General features: G+C 61.8%; 17 protein-coding genes and 2 pseudogenes. 9 read left to right on the top strand and 10 right to left on the bottom strand.

The window, feature by feature from the left end; all coding sequences use genetic code 11:
• The first annotated feature begins 207 nt into the window (after positions 1-207).
• Positions 208-372, top strand: a complete 165-nt coding sequence (locus H7C86_RS34600) for a hypothetical protein (RefSeq protein ID WP_182263283.1) — start codon at positions 208-210, stop codon at positions 370-372.
• Complete coding sequence (locus H7C86_RS34595; RefSeq protein ID WP_182263282.1) at positions 369-710, top strand: hypothetical protein; 342 nt, start codon at positions 369-371, stop codon at positions 708-710. The genes H7C86_RS34600 and H7C86_RS34595 overlap by 4 nt, the downstream gene beginning before the upstream one ends.
• Before the next feature lie 2 nt (positions 711-712).
• On the opposite strand, the gene H7C86_RS34590 is transcribed toward H7C86_RS34595, so the two are convergent.
• From H7C86_RS34590 to hxlB, 5 genes are all read right to left on the bottom strand, one after another.
• Positions 713-2743 carry an ATP-binding protein gene (locus H7C86_RS34590; protein ID WP_259349401.1) on the bottom strand — a complete coding sequence of 677 codons (2031 nt, stop codon included), beginning with the start codon at positions 2741-2743 and terminating at the stop codon, positions 713-715.
• Positions 2744-3045: 302 nt separating this feature from the next.
• Positions 3046-4725 (bottom strand): glucose-6-phosphate isomerase, encoded by a 1680-nt coding sequence (pgi, locus tag H7C86_RS34585; RefSeq protein ID WP_065493771.1) that lies wholly within the window; start codon positions 4723-4725, stop codon positions 3046-3048.
• A 3-nt stretch (positions 4726-4728) separates the two neighbouring features.
• Positions 4729-5673 carry a phosphogluconate dehydrogenase (NAD(+)-dependent, decarboxylating) gene (gene gnd / locus H7C86_RS34580; protein WP_182263281.1) on the bottom strand — a complete coding sequence of 315 codons (945 nt, stop codon included), beginning with the start codon at positions 5671-5673 and terminating at the stop codon, positions 4729-4731.
• Between the two features lie 128 nt (positions 5674-5801).
• A complete protein-coding gene (hxlA, locus tag H7C86_RS34575; protein WP_065493773.1) occupies positions 5802-6431 on the bottom strand; it encodes a 3-hexulose-6-phosphate synthase in 630 nt (209 codons plus the stop codon).
• A gap of 48 nt (positions 6432-6479) precedes the next feature.
• Entirely contained in the window at positions 6480-7061 is a 582-nt protein-coding gene (gene hxlB / locus H7C86_RS34570; protein ID WP_032492672.1) for a 6-phospho-3-hexuloisomerase, read from the bottom strand.
• Positions 7062-7248: 187 nt separating this feature from the next.
• Here hxlB and H7C86_RS34565 point away from each other — a divergent pair, with 187 nt between their 5' ends.
• Positions 7249-8490, top strand: coding sequence for a LuxR C-terminal-related transcriptional regulator (locus tag H7C86_RS34565; RefSeq protein ID WP_032492673.1), 1242 nt, complete (start codon positions 7249-7251; stop codon positions 8488-8490).
• A gap of 143 nt (positions 8491-8633) precedes the next feature.
• Here the strand turns inward: H7C86_RS34565 and zwf are convergent, their stop codons facing one another.
• Complete coding sequence (gene zwf / locus H7C86_RS34560; RefSeq protein WP_155773119.1) at positions 8634-10181, bottom strand: glucose-6-phosphate dehydrogenase; 1548 nt, start codon at positions 10179-10181, stop codon at positions 8634-8636.
• A 471-nt stretch (positions 10182-10652) separates the two neighbouring features.
• Here zwf and H7C86_RS34555 point away from each other — a divergent pair, with 471 nt between their 5' ends.
• From H7C86_RS34555 to H7C86_RS34535, 5 genes and pseudogenes are all read left to right on the top strand, one after another.
• On the top strand, positions 10653-11417 hold the full coding sequence (locus H7C86_RS34555; protein WP_032492675.1) for a dioxygenase: 765 nt from the start codon (positions 10653-10655) through the stop codon (positions 11415-11417).
• A gap of 40 nt (positions 11418-11457) precedes the next feature.
• Positions 11458-12207 carry a dienelactone hydrolase family protein gene (locus H7C86_RS34550; RefSeq protein WP_182263280.1) on the top strand — a complete coding sequence of 250 codons (750 nt, stop codon included), beginning with the start codon at positions 11458-11460 and terminating at the stop codon, positions 12205-12207.
• Entirely contained in the window at positions 12204-13319 is a 1116-nt protein-coding gene (locus H7C86_RS34545; protein WP_065493777.1) for a muconate cycloisomerase family protein, read from the top strand. Before H7C86_RS34550 ends, H7C86_RS34545 begins: the two co-directional genes overlap by 4 nt.
• 35 nt (positions 13320-13354) lie before the next feature.
• A complete protein-coding gene (locus H7C86_RS34540; RefSeq protein ID WP_032492678.1) occupies positions 13355-13639 on the top strand; it encodes a muconolactone Delta-isomerase in 285 nt (94 codons plus the stop codon).
• A gap of 631 nt (positions 13640-14270) precedes the next feature.
• A pseudogene (locus tag H7C86_RS34535) lies at positions 14271-14457 on the top strand (IS3 family transposase); the annotation flags it as partial.
• A 107-nt stretch (positions 14458-14564) separates the two neighbouring features.
• Here H7C86_RS34535 and ssuB read toward each other — a convergent pair.
• A pseudogene (ssuB, locus tag H7C86_RS34530) lies at positions 14565-14646 on the bottom strand (aliphatic sulfonate ABC transporter ATP-binding protein); the annotation flags it as partial.
• A 379-nt stretch (positions 14647-15025) separates the two neighbouring features.
• On the opposite strand from ssuB, the gene H7C86_RS34525 reads away from it, so the two are divergent.
• A complete protein-coding gene (locus H7C86_RS34525) occupies positions 15026-16117 on the top strand; it encodes a LysR substrate-binding domain-containing protein (protein WP_081315615.1) in 1092 nt (363 codons plus the stop codon).
• Between the two features lie 617 nt (positions 16118-16734).
• Here the strand turns inward: H7C86_RS34525 and H7C86_RS34520 are convergent.
• From H7C86_RS34520 to H7C86_RS34510, 3 genes are all read right to left on the bottom strand, one after another.
• A complete protein-coding gene (locus H7C86_RS34520; protein ID WP_065493910.1) occupies positions 16735-17823 on the bottom strand; it encodes a maleylacetate reductase in 1089 nt (362 codons plus the stop codon).
• 146 nt (positions 17824-17969) lie between these two features.
• Complete coding sequence (locus H7C86_RS34515; RefSeq protein ID WP_032492681.1) at positions 17970-19592, bottom strand: 4-hydroxyphenylacetate 3-hydroxylase family protein; 1623 nt, start codon at positions 19590-19592, stop codon at positions 17970-17972.
• Positions 19593-19630: 38 nt separating this feature from the next.
• Positions 19631-20200, bottom strand: a complete 570-nt coding sequence (locus tag H7C86_RS34510; RefSeq protein WP_032492682.1) for a flavin reductase family protein — start codon at positions 20198-20200, stop codon at positions 19631-19633.
• Positions 20201-20638: the final 438 nt, after the last annotated feature.

Below are 20638 nucleotides of genomic sequence, written 5' to 3'. Positions count from 1 at the left end.
CACGCCGACGCTCACATGACGTCGAAGACGCCTGGAGGTGGGGTGAGGATAAGACGAATTGTTCGACTACATGGTTCAGCTCGGTACTGCTCAGCGGTCAGCGTGGAAGCGGCTCAACACCTTTCGAGCAGGAGGGTCGCAGGTGTGAGCGTCGTCGAACAGGTCCACCGGAACTCTCTGTCGGTAGGTCCGTGCACGATGCGTGATATGCGAATACGCACAGTCGACGGCCCACCGCTCCCACACGAGATCGCGCGCGACACGGTGCGTGCGATCCTGCTCGCGCACATGACGTGTACAGGCACCGCCGAGGCGGAGCAACGCGAACACTCCACCTTCGATCCTGCAGCGGACGACGGTCTGCTGCCATGACCGGCCACACCACCCGCGACCTCGCAGCGACCGGCGAAGAAGCCGCGATCTCACAGGCTGCGGAGATGGTGCGTGAGAAACTCGATCTGCTCCTCGATCGCGTCACCGACACTGTCCTGGGAATACCTGCCCCAGGCACACCCCAGTGGCGTAATCGCTTTCACAATCCTGACGAGCTCACCCGCGTTCTCCGCAGCGCTCGCCGCGTCGAACTTCGGGCACTCATCGCCGAGCGTGCCGGCGTGGCAGATCCCGCTGCTGCTCCGCAGCAGCGACGGGTCCATAGCCTGCCGAGGCGACGTGCTCGTACCGATCCAGCGCAACTGTCCATTTTCTGACGCTAGAACGCATGTTCGATTGTTGGTATTATCGACACCGAGGGTCCGATCGGCCCGAGAACTTCTCGGCCCCCCCAACAGAATCGCATCAGATCAGGGAGGGCCCGATGGCTGGTATCGACTGGGCTGCCTGCGCGCGAAGCCTGCGCGAGCACGCCGCGGCCGACGCCGCCGCGCGCACTGCAGACACCGGCCAACCCCACCGGCAAGACCAGAGCGTGCTCAGCGTCGCCAGCTCGTGCGACACCGCCTCCTACAGCCCGGGCAGTGTCCGGGGTGACTTCAGGTGTCGAGGCGAGTCGGTCGTTGAGGTCGTGCAGGTCGGTCGAGGACATGCCGATTCCGCGGTCCACGATCTCGATCACGACACCGCCGTCGGTTGTGCGCGCGCAGGTCGCCGTCACAGCACTGTCCGGCGGCGAGAAGTGTAACGAATTGTCTAACAACTCCGCCAAGACATGCACGAGATCCCTTCCTGCCGTGCCGGTCAACGTCACTGGTGGCACCGCGCCGACCTGTACGCGCTTATAGTCCTCAACCTCGGAGATGGACGCGCGCACGGCATCACCCAACAGGATGGGCGCCGGGCGGCTGCGCCGATTGTCACTGCCCGCCAGGACCAGCAGGTTGTCACCGTTTCGGCGCATCCGTGTGGCGAGGTGGTCGAGTCGGAAGAGGTTGTCGAGGCGCTTGGGGTCGCGCTCCTCGAACTCGAGTTGTTCGATCATCTCCAGTTGTAGATCGATCAGCGACCTGCTGCGGCGGGCCAGCGTTTCGAAGACGTTGTTCATCTGTAGCCGCAACTCTGCTTGCTCGCCCGCGAGCAGGAGAGCTTGGCCGTGAATGTCATCGATGGCGCGCGCAAGTTGGCCAATCTCTTCATGGGTGTACACGTCGATGGGGTCGAATTCGAGTGTGGAAGCGTCCGCACCGGATTTGAGTCGTCCAACCGCCTCCGGCAGGTCAGCGTGAGCCACTTGGAGCGCGCCATGCCGCAGTCTGCGCAGCGGATTCAGCAGGGACCGTGCCACCACCACGGCGAGCAGAATGGCGACGAGCAGCAACACCGTGACGACCGCCGTGTCCCGCCAAGCGTGCGTCCGCAGCTCGTCCGACTTGGTCATCACTGCATCCTTCACATCGGCAGACGCCGTGGCGATTGCGCTGGAGTAGTCGTCGACGCTCGCGATCAGCGAGTTCTTCAGATCGGTCAGTGCCTGGTCAGCGCTCTCGCGGTCAGTGACATTCTGCAACAGTGTGGTGCGGTCATTCACGCCTTGGCGGAGTGTCGCCATGGTTGGGTCACCGGGCGGAAACCGCTGTTCAACCTTCTCGAGCAGTGCAGACTCGGTTCGTAGGTGCGCCAGTAGATTCACGCTCTCGGCTTCGAGAGTTGCCCCGGATTCGCCGGTGAGAATTGCCGTCGATGCGACGACGGACAGGCCCTCAGCCGAGATCTGCTTCTGAGCCGCCCACAAGTCCTCGAGGTGCACGGTCTCGACGACCACCTCGGGGTCGGCAATCGGGGAGGTGATCGCGCTCACCGCGCTCGACAGGGCGGATCTGATGGACGCGAGTTGTGCGGTGAGTACTGCGGTTGATGTGGGTCCTTGCTTGGCTTGGGCGCTCAAGGCACGCGCACCGGAGAGGGCTGTCGCAACGTCGGAGGCCGTGCCATCGTCGAGCATGGCCGCAGTATTGGCATGTTCCACGTCCACTATCGAGGCGTCGAGGTTGCCGATCATTGAAGTTGTGATGGTGCGTAGCGCCAACGTTCCCATCACAACCGCGGCGTCCCCGTCCAAGTCAACGAGAAGTGGGAGAATCTGCGCTCTTTCGGCCACTTTGGTGAAGTTCGATGCTGCCGTGAGGCTTTCTTGCACGCGAAGAACGCCGAGGCCCCCAGCGACCAGGAGGGGAACGGTCAACACGACTGCCATCTTCCAACGCAGAGGCCAGTCTGCAATGCCCCCAGCCGACCGCTGCCTGTGGGGTGGACGGAGGCCGACAACCGCGTCGGGCGCATGACTCATCGTGTACTTCTCGGGTCACATGATCCTGGGTTGCGAAAGAGGTTCGGTAAATGCCGAGATGAACGAGTCGATCTGACAGAGAACGCCCTTGAGATCAATCCCAGTTTCATGGTCACCGTTCCACTTTCGCTTCAATTCGTGCCGAGATATGTCTACGGTGATTTCGGGGTCTCCTCACCTGACCGAATGGGCAGCTGATACTGGTCACTCGGCCAAGTGCATTCCGGTGCCCTACCCCGCGACACGATCAACTGAATCCGGCGGGAGGCCACCCCCTTCCCGATCATGACGCAGAGGTTCACTCATGGAAAATCAGTGCTGGCGGCGCTGTGTGCCCGCACCCATTGATACCAACGGATTGTCGAATCTGTCGAAGAATCGAGATCCATAGGTAGTGAACTGTTTCCGAACGAGAGTGCCGGCTCCAATTCGAGGGCTTGAGTTTTTCCGAGTTCGACGCCCCACTGGTCGAACGAGTCGATGCCGTAGATGATCCCTTCGACGAACACTTGGTGTTCATACAGAGAGATCAATTGTCCGAGCACCGACGGAGTCAGCCGGGGGGCCAAGATGATGGTGGAGGGCTGGTTGCCAGGCATCGTCTTGTGGGCGATCAGATCGGGGGCCGTGTCTTCCAGTGTGAGTTCCTCGGGTGTCTTCCCGAAGGCGAGAACGCGCGATTGCGCGAACAGGTTGCTCATCAAGATGTTGTGCATGCTGCCTGCGCCGTCCGCCGCTGGAAGGTCCTGGGTGGGTTCGGCAAAGCCGATGAAATCCGTCGGCACCAGCCGCGTTCCTTGATGCAGCAGTTGGTAGAAGGCATGCTGACCGTTGGTTCCCGGTTCGCCCCAGAACACTGCGCCGGTAGCCGTTCCGGTGGGGCTTCCGTCGGCCCGCACCGACTTGCCGTTTGATTCCATGGTGAGTTGCTGCAGGTAGGCGGGGAACCGACTGAGGTCGTTCGAGTACGGAAGGATCGCGCGTGTCTCGGCGCCGAAGAAGTTCGAATACCACACTCCCAGCAGCGCGAGAATGGCCGGCGAATTGTCCTCGAGCGGAGCGTCGGCGAAATGCTTATCGATGGTGTGGAAACCGCCCAGGAACTCCTCGAAGGAGTCTCTGCCGATCGCGACCATGACGGCGAGACCGACCGCAGAACCGACCGAGTACCTGCCTCCGACCCAGTCCCAGAACCCGAACATGTTCTCGGTATTGATTCCGAACGCGGCGACCCGTTCAGCGTTGGTGGAGACGGCGACGAAGTGACGAGCGACCGCCTGCTCGCCCAACGCGGCGGTCACCCATCTCCTGGCTGCGGTGGCGTTGGTGAGGGTTTCGAGAGTGGAGAAGGTTTTCGACGCGACGATGAACAGGGTGGTCGATGGATCGAGATCGGCGAGTGCGGCCACCAAATCGGACGGATCGACATTGGCGACGAATCGGACGGTAATGTCCGAGTCCGCATAGTGCCGCAACGCGCGATACACCATGTGCGGTCCGAGGTCCGAGCCGCCGATCCCAAGGTTGACCACTGTCGTGATCGGGCGGCCAGTGGCTCCCCGCCAATCACCGCTGCGGAGTTGGTCGGAGAAATCGCCCATGCGGGCCAGGACGCGGTGAACATCGGCGACCACGTCTTGCCCGTCTACCCGCAGTGTGGCATGGACGGGTAGACGGAGGGCGGTGTGCAGGACGGCGCGGTCCTCGGAGGTGTTGATCCGTTCTCCCCGGAGCATCTCGTCGCGTCGCTCCTCGACACCCGCGGCGCGGGCGAGTTCGACCAGCAGTGTCAGGGTTTGGCGTGAGACGCGGTGTTTGCTGTAGTCGATGTACAGCTCACCTGCCGTGATGGCGAGATCGCGACCGCGTTCGGGGTCTGCGGCGAACAGTTCACGGATCGTCAGAGCCGCGGTCTCGTCGCGATGAGCCTGCAGCTTCTGCCAGGCCGGTGTGGACGTGATGTCTGAGTGTTGTGCGGTCATGTTCTAGCCGATCGCGGCGGGCTCGGCGGGGCGCACAGCGTGACCGCCGAACTGTTTGCGCAGCGCCGAGACGGCCTTCATCGCGGGGGAGTTGTCCTGCCGGGAGGCGAACCGGGCGAACAATGCCGCCGAGATGACCGGGACCGGAACGGCGTGGGCGATCGCTTCCTCGACCGTCCAGCGTCCCTCGCCGGAGTCTTCGGTGTAGCCGGAGATGGTTGCGAGTGCGGGGTCGTCGGTCAGGGCGTTGACGAGCAGGTCGAGGAGCCAGGAGCGAACGACGGTGCCGTCGGACCAGGCACGCATGACCGCAGGCACGTCGACGATCGAGTCCTCGGCGGCGAGGAGCTCGTACCCCTCGGCATAGGCCTGCATCAACCCGTACTCGATTCCGTTGTGTACCATCTTCGCGTAATGGCCTGCTCCGGTGGGGCCGGCGTGCACGAAGGAGTCCCGGCGGTTGCCGAGGGGGCGCAGTGCATCGAATACCGGCATCAGGCGCTCGATGTCGCGGGTGTCCCCGCCAGCCATGAGCGCGTAGCCCTGTTCGCGGCCCCACACTCCTCCCGAGACTCCGCAATCGATATAGCCGATTCCTCGCTCCGCGAGTACATCGGCATTGACCTGGTCGTCCGAGAATCGCGAGTTGCCGCCGTCGACAACAAGATCTCCCGGCTCGAGAATGCGGGAGAGTTGCCCGATGACGTTGCGCGTCGCGTCGCCCGCAGGCACCATCACCCACACCACTCGAGGCGTTGCCAACGACGAAACCAACGCCTCCAAGGACGGGACGTCGCTTGTGGTGGAGTTCGGGTCGAACCCGATCGCGTCATGGCCGCGCTGACGCAGCCGTGCCTGCATGTTCGATCCCATCCGACCGAGGCCAACAAATCCTAATTGCATTGTCTTACTGCTCCGTCTCGATAAAAGGGGCTGTCGGTGATGCATCCCCGTGGATGCGGGCCGACAGGGAATCGACCACCCAGTGCCCATGACACACACAAGATCCCGGCATGCGAATAGGCGAAGACCCTGAACTGTCGGTGTTCAGGGCCTTCACCATTAACGGTCGCGTGCTACTTCGCGAGCGCGTCCTTGAGCGCCTTCGCGGCCGCGGCGGGGTCCTCGGCGCTGTAGATTGCGCCACCGGCGACGGCGACGTCGGCACCGGCGTCACGGACGGCGGCGATGGTGTCGACCTTCACGCCACCGGCGACGGAGAACGGGACACCGGCGATCTTGCCGTCGTCGAGGAGGGTCTGGATGGAGTAGCCGGGCTGGGCCTGCTCGTCGAGGCCGGCGTGGATCTCGACGAATGCGACTCCGAGCTTGGCGATCTCGCGGGCCCGCTCGACACGGTTTTCGACGCCGATCAGGTCGGCGACGACCTTCTTGCCGTGCTTGCGGCCGGCCTCGACGGCGCCCTTGATGGTGGCATCACCGGCGGCACCGAGAACGGTGACCAGGTCGGCGCCGGCGGTGAACGCGAGGTCGGCCTCGAGGAAACCGGCGTCGGCGGTCTTGAGGTCGGCGAAGACCTCCTTGTCCGGGTGCGCCGCCTTGATCGCGCTGATTGCGCTGAGGCCGGCGCTCTTGATCAGCGGGGTGCCGAGTTCGATGATGTCGACGTACGGGGCCACCTTGTTGGTCAGGGCCAGCGCGTCGGCGGTGGTGAGAAGGTCGACTGCAACCTGCAGCTTCGTCATGTGTTTCTCCTGGTTATCTTCTTTTGGGGGTCTGGGAGTGGGGGACGCTCAGCCGATGTTGGCGTGGCGTTCCCACAGCCGCTCGGCGGTCTGGTCTTCGTTGCTCCACAGCGCCTGAAACAGTGCGTCGAACGCAAGGAGCACGGATTGTTCGAACAGGCTGCCCGCGTACTGGCGGGTGATGGCTGCGCTGTGGTCCTGTTTGTCGGCTGCCGGCAGGACCAGGACGTCGTCGGCGCGCTGGGCGAGTGGCGAGTCCGAGGCCGTGGTGACGGCGAGCACCGAGGCACCGACCTTCGTCGCGGTATCGGCAGCTCCGACCACCGAGGCGGTGGTGCCCGACCCGGACACGGCGATCAGCACGTCGCCGGCGCCGAGGGCTGGGGCGGTGACCTCACCGGCCACGTGGACGCGCAGACCGAGGTGCATCAGGCGCATGGCGGCCATCTGGACGGCCAGGCCGCTGCGCCCGTTGCCGATCACGAACACGGCACGCGCGCTTGTGATGAGCGAACCGGCACGGTCCCAGTGTTCGTCGGCAAGAGAATTGAGCAGACGATGATTCTCCTCGAGCACGATGCGGCGCGCGTCACTGAACCCCGTCCTGGTCTGCTCGACGGTCGCGGTCATGGCTCTCCTCGGTGGTAGTCCGTTCTCTACCTCGACAAGGCTGCGGCCTGCCTGCGACTTCGGCACCCGGTCGGTTGAGGAGTTAATGCTGGCCGGTTGGCCAGTGCCCGCTACCTGTCGATCGGCTTAGGGTGGACAGGTGGTAAGCGTGCAAGAACCTGCCGAAAATCCAGCCGCATGGATCGACATGCGGGCAGTGATCTCTGGACCATTGCCGGAGATAGCGCACCGCTTCTCCAAGTTCTTGCAAAGCACGAGACCGCATCAAGCTCTGGTGATCTTCACCCGCGAATGCACGGGAAGGCCGCGCAAGGTCGCTGGTTCACCGCGAATTGTCGAGCGCGTCACCCTCGACGAACTCGACACCGTGAAGCAATCCATCACAACTGGTGAGGCGTTCGGCGGCGACGCCGTCATTGCCGGTATCCGGCGGAGAGTGTGGGCGGTCCGCGACATTAGCGACAGCCTGCTCGTCCTTATACCACGCACTTCAGAGCACGATATCCCGAACGTGACCGGACTCGCCGCAGCGTTCGGGATCGTCGCGACCTCCATCCAGCAGCAGGTAGCACAAGCCAGTCCCGACTACCTGGCCGAATCGCGAGCCGCGTCGAGCGAACGAGCACGCACGATCGCGGAACTAACCGAGCTGCACGAGGCCACCCTGGCGTCGATCCTCGGTACCCTCCGCTCGAACGACCTCGACGACCGCCGGTCGCGGATTACCGCCAGCGAAACCGCCTCCGCGGCACTCATTGCACTGCGTTCGGCAGGCCCCGTAGACCGGGCGCTGTCCGAGGAAGCCGTCACCACAGCGTTCGCCCGACTCCAAGGCGAGCTCCGACCCTTACTGCGGCACCGTGATGTGACCGTTGATTATGTGGAACCGCCGGCAGATGGCCGAGCCCTCCCCGGCGAAATCGCTCATGCCGCAAGGGCAATGGTTCGAGCGATCGTGCTGGCATTCGCGGACCAACCTGTGCTCACCCGGCTCCGGATCGCCTGGGACTGCGACGGATCCAACGTGCTGATCGAAGTGCGCGACCAAGGAGCCGGCAAGATCGATCGACACGCACTCATCAGGCAACTGTCCGGTCGCATCACCACTCTGCGCGGACAGATCGATGTCGAGTCGATCGACGGCTGGGGCAGCCGGGTCACCCTGACGATTCCACTCGACCCACCTGCAGCACGACCCGGCGAGCAACTCCTGTCGACCTTGAACCCGCGCGAACTCGAAGTTCTCGCCCACCTCGCGGTGGGAAAGCGGAACAAGGCCATCGCCACCGAACTCGGCATCAGTGAAAGCACCATAAAATTCCACGTCGCCAGCGTGTTGAAAAAGCTTGACGTCGCCAACCGAGGCGAGGCAGGAGCAATCGGCATCCAAGCCGGAATCGTGGCACACGAGACACCCCGACCGGCCTGAGTGCAACTCGCCGTGCTGGTTCGCTCGCCCACCGACGGACGCAGGTCGCGAATCTTCCAGCGACAGCCCCTGCGTAGGACGTCAGATCCGGACGGGCAGTGCCCTTGCAGGGCAACCCCATTCCGGATCTGCACATCCTCTATTCACAACGGCCGCCATGCCCGTCCTGTACGAGTGACGACGGGAATGGCCGAACTCGGTCCGGCGCTGCCGGATTGGTATGTGTCGGGGCGGCCCTGCTCGGCCCAGAAAGCGATGACCGGATCGACAATCGCCCACGACGCGTCGACCTCGGCCTGCGATGGGAACAGTGAGGCGTCGCCGCGAAGGACATCGAGGATCAGGCGCTCGTAGGCCTCGGGTGAGGACCCGCCGAACGAGTCAGCGAACGACATGTTCAGATCCACATCCTGGATTCGCATCCCCTCCCCGGGTGTCTTCGCTCCGATCCTCAACGAGATTCCGTCGTCGGGCTGCACTCGCACCACCAAGACATTCTGGGGAGGTGGGCCGGCCTCGGCGGAACCGGTCAAATGGTGCGGCGAGGAGAAAGTCACAGCAACTTCCGTGGTCCTTCTGGCCAGACGCTTACCCGCGCGGAGATAGAACGGAACCCCGGCCCAGCGGCGATTCGCTATCTGCACGGTGATGGCCGCGTACGTCTCGGTGGTCGAGCAAGGATCGAATCCGTCCTCCTCGAGCAGCCCCGGCAGGTAGGTCTCACCCCGGACGGTAGCCGAGTACTGACCACGCGCGGTGGTGTCGGCCAGCGGACTCACTGCTGATGTGGCAGAGAGAACTTTCACCTTCTCCGCCGACAGACTTGCTGCGTCGACACCAACTGGCTCCTCCATGGCAATGAGGGCCAACAACTGCAGCAAATGATTCTGTATGACGTCTCGGGCAGCGCCGACACCGTCGTAGTAGCCGGCTCGCCCCTCGACGCCGATGTCCTCGGCCATGGTGATCTGTATGTTGTCGATGTGGCGGTGGTTCCACAGCGGCTCGAACAGCCCGTTGGCGAATCGCAGCGCCAGGATGTTCTGGACCGTCTCTTTGCCGAGATAGTGGTCGACCCGGAACACCGATCCGGCCCCGAACACCTCGTCCACCGTGGCGCCCAACTCCCGTGAACTGGCCAGGTCGTTGCCGAATGGCTTCTCCAGCACGATGCGCCGGTATCCGTGGCGATCCTGGTTGAGACCCACGGAGTTCAGCTGAGCGCACACCAGGGAAAAGTGCGCCGGGGAGATCGACATGTAGAAGGCGTGACCTATGGCGGAGTGAATCGTATCCAATTGTGCTAGTACGCGTTTCAGGTCCTCAAAGGCCGATTGGTCGTCAAATGTGCCTCGTATATAGCGGAAGTTGCGTGCCAGCTGGTTCCATGTGTCGATCCGGAAGGAAGTGCGTGCGCCGGCAATCATCGCGGCCTGGATAGTTTCGATGACGCGGTCGGGTTCGTGCCGGCCGAATCCGACCAGCGAGAAGGTAGGCGGGAGAAGCCCACGGTTGGCCAGGTCATAGATTGCCGGGAGCAGCTTCTTTCGGGAGAGGTCACCGGTGATGCCGAAGATCACCAGTGACGACGACGGTACAACCCCAGCACCGCTACTGGGGGCATCCGGCCTGAAAGTTTGTCCGCCCACTGTGTCGATCGTGGCCGGATCGGTTGCTTGAGACGTGCTCACGTCATGTTCTCCCCGTTTGAACTGGAACTTTAACCTCATCCGACTGTCCGCCGATGGGTGCGGCTCTAGTGTTGCCGTGCGTCCTCGCAGACGCACCTGGCTGCGTGGGGGAATGTACCTGGTCGTTCGGCGGGTACTGGAACGATGCGTTTGTGCCAGATGCACCAGCTCTCTGCCGCGCCCAAGGGGCTCGTGCACGCTTCATTAACGCCGGAGCCCGGCGTCAGGAACTGCCGGACATTGATAGATGAGATCTATTAAATGCCCATGAACAATCTATTTCACTATGCGGCCCATGTCGCATAGCCTCATTGACAACGAGAAATCGTACGCGATGAACAGATGAAATATCTGGACCGCGACCGCCGCGAGGTCGAGTTTGCCAACACCAGATGACCAAGTGTCTGAGGGGTTTGCAACTTCAGTTTCGCGCGCATCAACCTAAGTCCTACGTAGGAAGGTACGAACAACATGTCCACGGATCGCACCGGCAATATCGTTGGAAAGATGATTGCCGCCATAAATGCCGTCATCAAGGATGAAAAAGTAAGCTATTCCGAATATAAAGCATCAACCGGATGGCTCATATCGGTTGGTGAACAAAATGAGTGGCCACTGTTCCTTGACGTATTTTTCGAGCACGCCATCGAAAGTGTCGCGGCTGAATCGAATCGGGGTAGCCAGTCAAGCATCCAAGGTCCCTACTTCATTCCTGGTGCCCCGGAACTCTCCATTCCATATACAATGCCGATGCGCGATGACGAGAGCGGCGACACCCTGATCTTCCGGGGGGAGGTTGTCGACCAGGAAGGTGCACCTCTCGCCGATGTTCTGCTCGATATGTGGCAGGCGGACGCCGCCGGCGAATACTCGTTCATAAACCCCACGCTTCCCGACTACCTGTTCCGCGGCAAGATTCGCACCGACGAAAACGGACGATTCACGCTTCGCACAATTGTTCCGGCACCGTATGAGATCCCCAAGAATGGGCCGACCGGGGCGCTTCTCGCTGCCGCTGGATGGCATGCATGGCGGCCTGCGCATCTTCACTGGATTATCGCCAAGGAGGGATACGAATCGCTGACGACCCAGCTGTACTTCGAGAATGGGCAATGGACCGGCTCGGATGTTGCTAATGCAGTGAAGCCAGAACTGTTGCTAAGTTTGGACAAGATCGAGGCGCAGTCGGGTCCACATTTCGAAACGTCCTACAAATTCACACTTGGAAAAGTGTAGAGCGGGCGAGAGGCGGGCGGAAAATATGTGCCATGCGGGTTTGACCGATCCGAACGCACCGGCGGTTTTACACATTGAAGTAGAAGTCGATGTGCCCGGCGGGAAAATGCCGGCCACTCTATATCTACCGAATACCGGCAAGGGTCCAGGAATTAGCCTACTTACCGACATGTATGGCCCGATTCCATTTTATCGCGCGGTCGCGTCACGGCTAGCCGCCGAGGGCTACGTCGTGCTTCTATCGGACTACTTCTTCAGGCAAGGTCGGTTGCCTGCGGAGACACGTGAGGAGGGCTTCAGTCGACACTCTCGCTCCGATGAAGTCACTGCGATAGATGACCATGCAGCAGCTGTCAGTTGGCTTCAACGCCGTCCGGAAGTTGTGCAGGATAGGGTAGGTTTGCTTGGCTTTTGTCTGGGTGGAACCATTGCGCTGAATCTGTGCGCAGCCGGGGCGAATGCAGTCGCCGTCTGCTACTACGCCTTCCCGTTCAGCTTCGGAAACCCTTGTCGAAGAAAGGCTCCGAGACCAATCGATATCGCATCAGAAATCTCTGCACCTGTGTTATCGCACTGGGGTGACGCGGACTATATCCCGCTCTCGGAGATCGAGGCGTTCGGCGCTGCGATGCGCAAGTTCGGTCATCCCTATACCGAGCGCGTGTATTCCGGCGCCGGGCATGGCTTTCTGGCAGGTCTCGTGGAGCGAAGTGGCGACTCCTCCGCCGCGCACGAGTCTTGGGAATTGACCCAAGCCTTCTTTTCCAGGCATCTGGGAGGCTCGCGATGACGACAACGATCACAGAAATGTCGGCAACGATTGTCGATCTGCCTAGCCGACGGCCTCACAAGTTCGCAGCCACGACAATGCATCATCAGAGCATAGTCCTTGTTCGGGTTCGCGATTCTGATGGAGGGGAAGGTATCGGTGAGGCCGTGACACCGGGCGGACCATGGTGGGGTGGTGAAAGTGTTGAAACAATAAAGACCATTATCGATCAGTATCTGGCACCGGTCATTATCGGGAGAGACCCAAGTACCATCGGTGTGGCTTCGCAGTCCATGGATGGACTGGTCTTTGGCAATTCTGTCGCGAAGGCTGCCATTGAGACCGCACTGTGGGACCTCCGCGGAAAGACGCTCGGCATCCCGGTCTCTGATCTGCTCGGCGGGTTGCGCAGGAAACGGATACCAATCACATGGGCGTTCAGTGCGGGTCCAGCCTCCGACCTCATCGACGAAGCCGCCCAGAAGCTAGACGTGGGGCACAGATCTTTCAAGTTCAAGATGGGTGCGGAGCCGGCTGACACCGACTCTCGCCGAGTGCTAGACGTCCTTGAATGCATTCCCGACGAATGTGCAGTGATTGTGGATCCTAATGGCCGCTGGAGCGAACTAGAGGCACACCGCTGGCTTCCAATTTTGGCGGACGCGGGTGTCACCGTTGCCGAACAACCTATAGCCCGGTGGAATACTGATGGACTTGCCAGATTGCGCGACAAGCTCTCGATTCCAATCATGGCCGACGAGAGCGTGACTACCGTTCAACAGGCTATCGCGCTCGCTGACGCGGGCGCAGTAAGTGCTTTCGCGATCAAGATCCCCAAGAGCGGCGGACTCTCCCGTGCACGCGAGATCGCTGCTATCGCGGAGGCATCAGGCCTCGCATGCTTCGGGGCGGCTACGCCAGAGAGTTCCGTTATGGGAGCGATAAGCGCTCAACTCTATGGCACCATGCCTGATTTATCAGTTGGGTGCGAATTATTTGGTCCTGGCTTGTTGATCGATGAAGTCGTGACCGAGCCGCTCAAATACGATCGCGGAGAATTATTGATACCCACAGGTCCGGGCAGCGGGGTCAATCTCGACGAAGAGCGCCTCCGTAAGTATAGCCGCGATTGAGCGAGCGTCAAGAATATTCAAAAGGAGTATCGCAAATGTTGTACCTAGTTCGGATGACGGTCAATCTGCCAAGGAATCTTGACCCACGTGAGGAAGAGCGACTCAAGGCTTCCGAGAAAGCGCGGTCTCGAACTCTGCAGGAACAGGGACAGTGGCGGTACCTGTGGCGCACTACTGGTAAGTACGGCAACATCAGTGTGTTTGATGTGAATTCCCACGATGAATTGCACGAAATATTGTGGAGTTTACCTTTCTTTCCGTATCTGACTATCGACGTCGAGCCGCTGAGCCACCACCCAGCACGTGTCGGCAAAGACTGACGCGGTGGAGCGGTCCCTCGACCTGGAGATTTACCTGGTCATCAATTAACTGATGCTTATTGACAACGGCAACGTGATGCGATCCCCAATTCCTTCTCCCGATCTGGACCGTCTTGGGTTCTTTGGGTGACGTGTAGACAGTAGGAGGATACAGACAGCGATGGACGCACAACGCGGAGTCTCCTCCCGGGTTTGCTGAATCCACGCCGCCGTGACCGAAGCAAAGATCCTCACGGAAGGGCCCTTCGCAGAGGTTGAAGCGTCGAGGGCGCACCCGGGTGCCGTGGTGCCACCGGGTGAAGATGGTCCGCATCACCAAGCCCACCAGCGCAGTCACGGTCGCCGGAGCTGGTCGACCGCAACTTTCGCGTCGACCGGTCCGGCGCGCTCCATTTTGCCGATTCAATACGTGCGGATGGTGCGCTGCTTTGCGTACACCACTTCGTGGCCGATGCGTTCGCCTGCGGGGTCGTCAGCTGGTGCACCCCTGCGGTTTTCGTTCAATCCCCTGTGGCTAACGAGCGTTGTCGGGGGACGGCGATCTGGCCCATCTCGGTGAGCTCGGCGCGGGTGCCGGCGAGACATGCACCCGAACTCGGTCTTATGAGTGTCGATGTAGCCCACTCAGCGTTTCCAAGGACTCGAGGGGGAATGGCTGCACGGACGGAGTTGGATGTCGAAGCCGCAGGCACGGCTGGGAGTCGTTCGAGTGGCTCTCGCGCTAATCGAGTCACCGTCACTCCGCCCGCGGATACCTCATCCCGATCGAGTTCGAACAACGACTGACCGCGTCGTCGACGCTGTCATTTTCCGCATGAAGTCCGGTGTCCACATTCGAGGGACCGCGGGCGGTGACTTGCGCATTGCGGTCGATGTAGGGAACCCCGCTGTGCGGGAAAACCAGTTTCCCCGCGAGCAGCGGTACGAGCGGGCCGCGCCTGCGGGATCCGCAGGTCACGGGTAATGCCCTGCTCGGTGAGCAGGAGGACTCGGTCGGAGAGGACGAGATCAAAGGAACGCGCTGCGGCCACTGTGGACCGGATGGTTCGACACGCGGCGCGCATCGGCGTCACCGGTTCTCCGCCCGGAAAGGTCGGCCAAAACCGGACCCGCTTCCGCGGATCGGAACTCGGACTAGAGGATTGCTTTCGGTTCGCGAGCGACTCGAAGTCGCCGTTTGACAATGCTGCCGAAGAGCAGATCCGCATGGCACGTCTCCGATCTCCGGCAGCAGCGTGCGCATTCTCATCGAGACTTTCTGTGTGCAGCCATCTCGCCGCCACCGCGAAGCACTTTGTCGACCGACTCGACGTCCTCAAGAAACTCGCGAGCGACACTACTGGCTCCTGAAGCCAGCTGACCACTATAATCGATGTTCACCACGAGATGTTGTACATGCCATCCGGTAACGACGTTGCGGCATGCTCGTCAAACGAGTCAAAGATAGAAATTGAGCACATGGAGATACGTCACCTTCGATCGTTCATAGTCGTGGCTGAGGAGTTACATTTCAGCAACGCAGCACGAATTCTCTATGTAACGCAGCCCACACTTACGCATCAGATAAAGCAACTTGAAGTCGACGTTGGAGCGCAGCTGCTGGTCAGGACTTCTCGTAAAGTGGAATTGACCGAGGCTGGACGAGAGTTCTTGATTAGGTCACGTCAAATACTCGCGTCCATCGATGACGCCGCCGATGCGGCCGCTCGGGTATCACGAGGCGAACGAGGCAAGCTCGCCGTGGGTTTTACTGGCACCGCGACATACGAACTCCTACCAAAGATCACACGACGGTTCAGGAAGGAGTGCCCCGACGTCGAGCTTGTGTTACGCGGCGAAATGCTGACTCCTGCATTGTCAGAGGCGTTAGTTCACCGCGAACTCGACGTAGCCTTCCTGCGGCCACCGATCATCGCACCGGAGCTCGAGGTCCGCGTTCTGCGTTCGGAAAGGCTTGGAGTGCTGGTTCCGGAATGGCATCCTCTGGCAGATCATCGACGAATTGATCTGTCATTGCTCGCAACGGAGCCCTTTGTGGCACATCCAGCACGAGCGGGTGGGGCAATGTTCACAGTCATGCTTCAGTCGTGCCTCGCATCGGGTTTCCGGCCGAATGTCGTCCAGGAAGCTACCGAGACTTCGGTTATCGTCAGCTTGGTGGCGGCCGGTCTCGGCGTCGCCGTTCTTCCCATGTCGGTCGGTGCAATGCAGGTTGTCGGGGCGGTGTTGCGTCCTCTCAGCGCGACTACACCAGGTATCGAACTCGCGGTGGCGTGGAGACAGGGCGACATCTCCACTGTCCGGCGGCGTTTCATTGAGATTGTCGATCGCACTCTCGCCGAGGAAGATAGCCCCAGTATCGACGTCGAGGGTGACCAGCTCGCGGCCGACCACCGGTGCGACGTTTGTGAGGCCCGCGAGCGCCACAACGGTGGTGCCGTGCTGGTCGTCGGGCATCATCGGCATCGACGAGCCTAGCCTCGACGATCGAGGCCTCGAGACTTCCTCCAGGTTGACGCGCCGAAGCTCGAGCGGAGCCGGACGAGGGTGTCGAAGATCTCGTCTGCGTCACAGTGTCGAGCACGACTGGAATCGCAGTCGGTTCGCGAATTTCGTGAAGAGCGCCGCTGCCCTCTATCACGGGCAGCGGCGCGGCCGCCCCGATGTCAGCGAGCCCGAGCATCTTGGTGTCGTCGCTGGCGACGGCACCAGCCCGTGACGCCCAGGTGTGGGGCCGGTGACGTCGGGTCACTGTGGATTGCGTGGCGGCCCTGCACGATCCCAGGTGTAATCGATCGAAAGGGCGCGCTTGTCTTCGAGCGGGTCGGTCAGCCCGATCTCGGGCTTGTCAACTTAGCGGTGCTGGAAGATCTCCTTGCTGGGCAGTTTGATACTGCCGAAGAGGGGTTGGAACCAGTTTCGCGTACCTTTCCGTTCCGGATGCAGTCTGTGTCAGAGTTTTCGGGATGCTAGGACGATGGAGAAACGGGTGCCGTCGAGGATTCGTCGCCAACATCGCGACCCTCGGGTGCGTGGTGCGTGGTGCGTGGTGCGTGGTGCGTGGTGCGTGGTGCGAGTCGATGTGACTGTCTAGCTCATGGTCGACCCGGCATGTCGCCGATGGCGGTGCGGGGGTCCGTGCCTTGCCACGCCGCGTGCAAGACCCGCCTCAGGTCTTCTGCGGTGACCGGGCGAGGGTTGTTTACCGGAACCGCCGGCAAGATCGCATCCACGGCGCCGTCGATGTCGGATTCGGCGAAGCCATAGTCACGCAGAGCCTTTGGTGCATCGAGTTGATCTCTCAGCTTCTGCAATCCGATGATTGCACCGACTGAGCCCAGCGCAGACGCGATCCGCTGCTCCGCCTCCGGTGCCGCGGGTGCGTTGAACGCGAGCACGTAGGGCAACACGGTCGCGTGGGTCTGGGCATGAGGCAGGTCGTAGGCGCCACCGAGGACATGACAGATCTTGTGGTGCAGACCCGAGCCGGCAGAGGAGAACGCCACCGCCGACAGGTGGGCGGCGTACAGGACGTGCTCGCGGCCGCCCAGGCCTGTCGGGTCGGTCACGACCTGCGGTAACCCAACGCGAAGTGCGCGGATCCCTTCCTGCGCCAACACCCTGTCGATGGGGTCCGCGCGTGGCCCCCACATCGAGTCCACGCAGTGCGCAAGAGCGTTCAGCCCGGAGGCCACGCTCATCGGAACAGGCAACGACACGGTCAACTCCGCGTCGTAGATCACCGCCCGTGGTAGCACCCGTGCGTCTGCCCCGGTGGTCTTGCGGGCGCCCTCGGTCAGCCCCCACACGGTGGTGGCCTCCGAGCCCGCGTACGTGGTCGGGACCGCCACGATCGGCAGTCCGGTGGTGAGCGCGATCGCCTTCGCAAGCCCTGTAGCCGATCCGCCGCCGATGCTGACCACGGCATCGACCTGGTGGCGGGCGGCGGCTGCGCGTGCCCTCTCAGCCACCTCCACCGGCACGTGCATAGTGACCTCCTCATGGTGATGCACCACTGGCAGATCGGAGGTGATCTTCTGCGATCGCCCGACCTCGGCCGGTGACGCGATCACCATCACCCGCACTGCGCCCAGCCGCTGGACCTCTCCGGCGAGCATCGCTGCCGCCTCGCCGGAGCCGAAACGAATCCGTTGTGGCAAATTCTCATGTTCAAAGCGCAAAATGCACAACCCTTCAAGCGTAGTAGTCCCTCGGTGATATACTGCCCTGACTCAGGAGGAGATGACAAACCAGTCCGCGAGGAGATCGTTGCTCGCCGGCAAGGGGGAAGATCGTGTGTTCGCCACAGCCGGGCCACTGCTTATGTCGCCTACCTCCTCAGGAAGACGCTGACGTCGTCGTTGCCGATGAGATCGGGCACGGTCCAGCCGTCGAGGTCATACTCGCTCATGAACTGCTCTGCCAGGCCCTTCATGCCCGATACCACGCCGGTCGCCTGAGCGCCGAACAGCAACTCCGCCTTCACGTTCTCGTGGTTGCCGGAGTAGTTGCGCTCGTACAGCTCATGGCGCCCGCCGAACTCGGATCCGATCGAATCCCACAGTGCTTTCATGACCTTCACCCGGTCGACGGCCGGGATTCCGTCCGAGCCGCGCACGTACTTGTCGAGGTACGGCCGGATTTCGGTCGACTTGAAGTCGGCCGCCGAGGACGGAAGGTAGATCAGACCGGAGGCGACATCCTGTTCGATGATCTCCTTGATCCGGGGGTAGCCCTGCATCATGAACATCCGGTAGGTCAGGCCGTACTCGAGCTTGGGGATGACGGTGTCGCCGATCCACGGCTCGGGGTTGCGTGCCATCGATTCGGTCAACGACCAGAACAGGTTTCGCCAGCCGATGACCTCACCGACGCGAGTCTGCACGCCGCGGAAGCCGCCGGCACCGGTGCAGTCGAGGGCCTTCATGAGCAAGCCGGCGATGAAATCGAGCTTCACGGCCAGTCGGGTGCAACCCTGCAACATGGCGCGCGGGAGGAAGCCGGACTGCGGGAAGAAGGTGTTGATCTTGTCGACCGCCCCGTACATGAAGACGTTCTCCCAGGGCACCAGCACCTTGTCGAAGACGAGGATGGCGTCGTTCTCATCGAACCGGGATGAGAGGGGGTAGTCGAACGGTGTTCCCGTGATCGCGGCATTCTGTGCATAGGATGCGCGGGAGATCAATTTCACGCCCGGCGCGTCCATCGGGACGGTGCAGATGAGTGCGAATTCCTTCTTCTTGATCGGCAGCCCGTAGTGGGCGATGAAGTTGTAGTTGGTGATCGCGGACCCGGTGGCCACGACCTTGGCTCCGGACACGATGAGGCCCGAGTCGGTTTCCTTCTCCACCTTCATGAACACATCGCCCACCTCGTCCGGCGGAAGCTGCCGGTCGACGGGCGGGTTGATGATCGCGTGGTTCCAGTACAGGACCTTCTCCTGCGACTCGCGGTACCAGCGCTCGGCGTTGTCCTGGAACGGCGAGTACAGCTCCTTGTTGGCCCGCAGGGTCCCGAGGAAGGAGGCCTTGTAGTCGGGGGAGCGGCCCATCCACCCGTAGGTCATCCGCGCCCAGGTGGCGATCGCGTCGCGGTCGGCGAGAACATCGTCAGTAGACCTGGCGGTACGGAAGAACGGCATCGTCACGCCACCGTTGCCGGTGTCGGTCGGACAGGTGAGGGTGTCGACGTGCTCACCGGTGTGCAGGTTGTCGTACAAGCGGGCGATCATGCGAACGGAGTTGCGAAATGCGGGGTGGTTGGTGTGGTCTTTGACCCGCTCGCCGTGCAACCAGATCTCGCGGTCGTCCGTAATCGACTCGATGTATTCGTCGCCGGTCATCGGTTTTGTGGCGTAGACCTGGGGCTGGTTGGCAGCGACGTTCGCGGCTGGATTGGCCTGCGTCGGTTCAGATCCTGCCGAGCCGGTGGCAGGAGGGTTAGTGACAGTCATCGGTAGTCCCTTCGAAATGCGGTTGCTGAGTCTTGGGTTCAAGGAACGGACAAGGGATCCTTGCCGTGGAGCGGAGTGAATGAGGTGGTTGCGTCGAACCACCCGCTGTGCGGATCGTCCATGCTGCCGTTCCAGGCGGTGGCGGAGGGCTCTGTGCCGATGTGGTGGAAGCGACTGCGGTAGAACAACAGTGGTGCAGTGGTCGTGGAGGTGATGTCGACGATCTCGCCGATGAAAATGATGTGGTCGCCCCCGTCGTACTCGGCCCAAGGCTTGCAGGACAACGTGGCGGCAGATCCGCACAGCAGTGGTGCGGTGGGTCCGTCGGCCCATACCGGGCCGGGCTCTTGTGGACGACCGGCGAAGTGCATTGCGGTGTCGGTCTGCTCGGCGCCGAGGATGTTCACGGCGAAGGGTGCGCCGCTCAGGAATTGACACGCCTTCGACTTGCGGGTGAGTGTCACCTGGCACAGCGCGGGCTCGAGGGAGACGGCCGTGAACGCCGTTACCGTGGCGCCATGAGGCGATCCGTCGGCAGTTCTGCATGTGATGACCGTGACACCACTGGCGAACTGTCCGTAAATGTCACGTAGTTTGCGTGCGTCCATCGGTGGCCACCTTCGCTCTCGTTCGATCTGTGTCGGCCTGCTCTCTTGAGTACGGGTCCAAGGTATGAGCGGGGTCACAAGCTGTCGATCCACTGAACGAAAGAGTGATCCGCTCGGCGTAACGAACATCGGTCGGACGTGACCGGGGTATATGTGGCGTCAGGAGAGGGGGCATGGCGCTGCCTGACGCAGTGAGATCAATCGGTTCATGACGCGGCCTCGCGGTGCCCCAGGGTGGCCCCGCCGCGCGTGGTTTTGGTTTTAGTCGGGTACGTGCGGTGGCGGTGAGGTGGCGTCGTCGGAGGCCAGGACCGCACGAAGGAATGGTGCAGGAACCGCAGGCCATCCGGGTTCCCATTGCTGGCCCTCTCGTAGTTCGGCCAGTGAATCGTCCCGGGTTTGATGCGCACCTTCTTTCTTGGGAAGGTAATCCTTATG

The organism is Rhodococcus sp. UFZ-B548, assembly GCF_903819475.1.
Classification (GTDB): domain Bacteria; phylum Actinomycetota; class Actinomycetes; order Mycobacteriales; family Mycobacteriaceae; genus Rhodococcus_F; species Rhodococcus_F erythropolis.
Note: the sequence above shows the minus strand (reverse complement) of the source record. Positions and strands in the feature narration are given on the sequence as shown.

Excerpts from the sequence above, each read along its gene's own strand:
- H7C86_RS34595 (WP_182263282.1), top strand. The coding sequence starts at position 369 with ATGACCGGCCACACCACCCGCGACCTCGCAGCGACCGGCGAAGAAGCC.
- H7C86_RS34525 (WP_081315615.1), top strand. The coding sequence starts at position 15,026 with ATGTTGTACATGCCATCCGGTAACGACGTTGCGGCATGCTCGTCAAAC.
- H7C86_RS34515 (WP_032492681.1), bottom strand. The coding sequence starts at position 19,592 with ATGACTGTCACTAACCCTCCTGCCACCGGCTCGGCAGGATCTGAACCG.
- H7C86_RS34540 (WP_032492678.1), top strand. The coding sequence starts at position 13,355 with ATGTTGTACCTAGTTCGGATGACGGTCAATCTGCCAAGGAATCTTGAC.
- hxlB (WP_032492672.1), bottom strand. The coding sequence starts at position 7,061 with ATGACCGCGACCGTCGAGCAGACCAGGACGGGGTTCAGTGACGCGCGC.
- H7C86_RS34555 (WP_032492675.1), top strand. The coding sequence starts at position 10,653 with ATGTCCACGGATCGCACCGGCAATATCGTTGGAAAGATGATTGCCGCC.
- H7C86_RS34545 (WP_065493777.1), top strand. The coding sequence starts at position 12,204 with ATGACGACAACGATCACAGAAATGTCGGCAACGATTGTCGATCTGCCT.
- pgi (WP_065493771.1), bottom strand. The coding sequence starts at position 4,725 with ATGACCGCACAACACTCAGACATCACGTCCACACCGGCCTGGCAGAAG.
- hxlA (WP_065493773.1), bottom strand. The coding sequence starts at position 6,431 with ATGACGAAGCTGCAGGTTGCAGTCGACCTTCTCACCACCGCCGACGCG.
- gnd (WP_182263281.1), bottom strand. The coding sequence starts at position 5,673 with ATGCATCACCGACAGCCCCTTTTATCGAGACGGAGCAGTAAGACAATG.
- H7C86_RS34565 (WP_032492673.1), top strand. The coding sequence starts at position 7,249 with ATGCGGGCAGTGATCTCTGGACCATTGCCGGAGATAGCGCACCGCTTC.
- H7C86_RS34600 (WP_182263283.1), top strand. The coding sequence starts at position 208 with ATGCGAATACGCACAGTCGACGGCCCACCGCTCCCACACGAGATCGCG.
- H7C86_RS34590 (WP_259349401.1), bottom strand. The coding sequence starts at position 2,743 with ATGAGTCATGCGCCCGACGCGGTTGTCGGCCTCCGTCCACCCCACAGG.
- H7C86_RS34510 (WP_032492682.1), bottom strand. The coding sequence starts at position 20,200 with ATGGACGCACGCAAACTACGTGACATTTACGGACAGTTCGCCAGTGGT.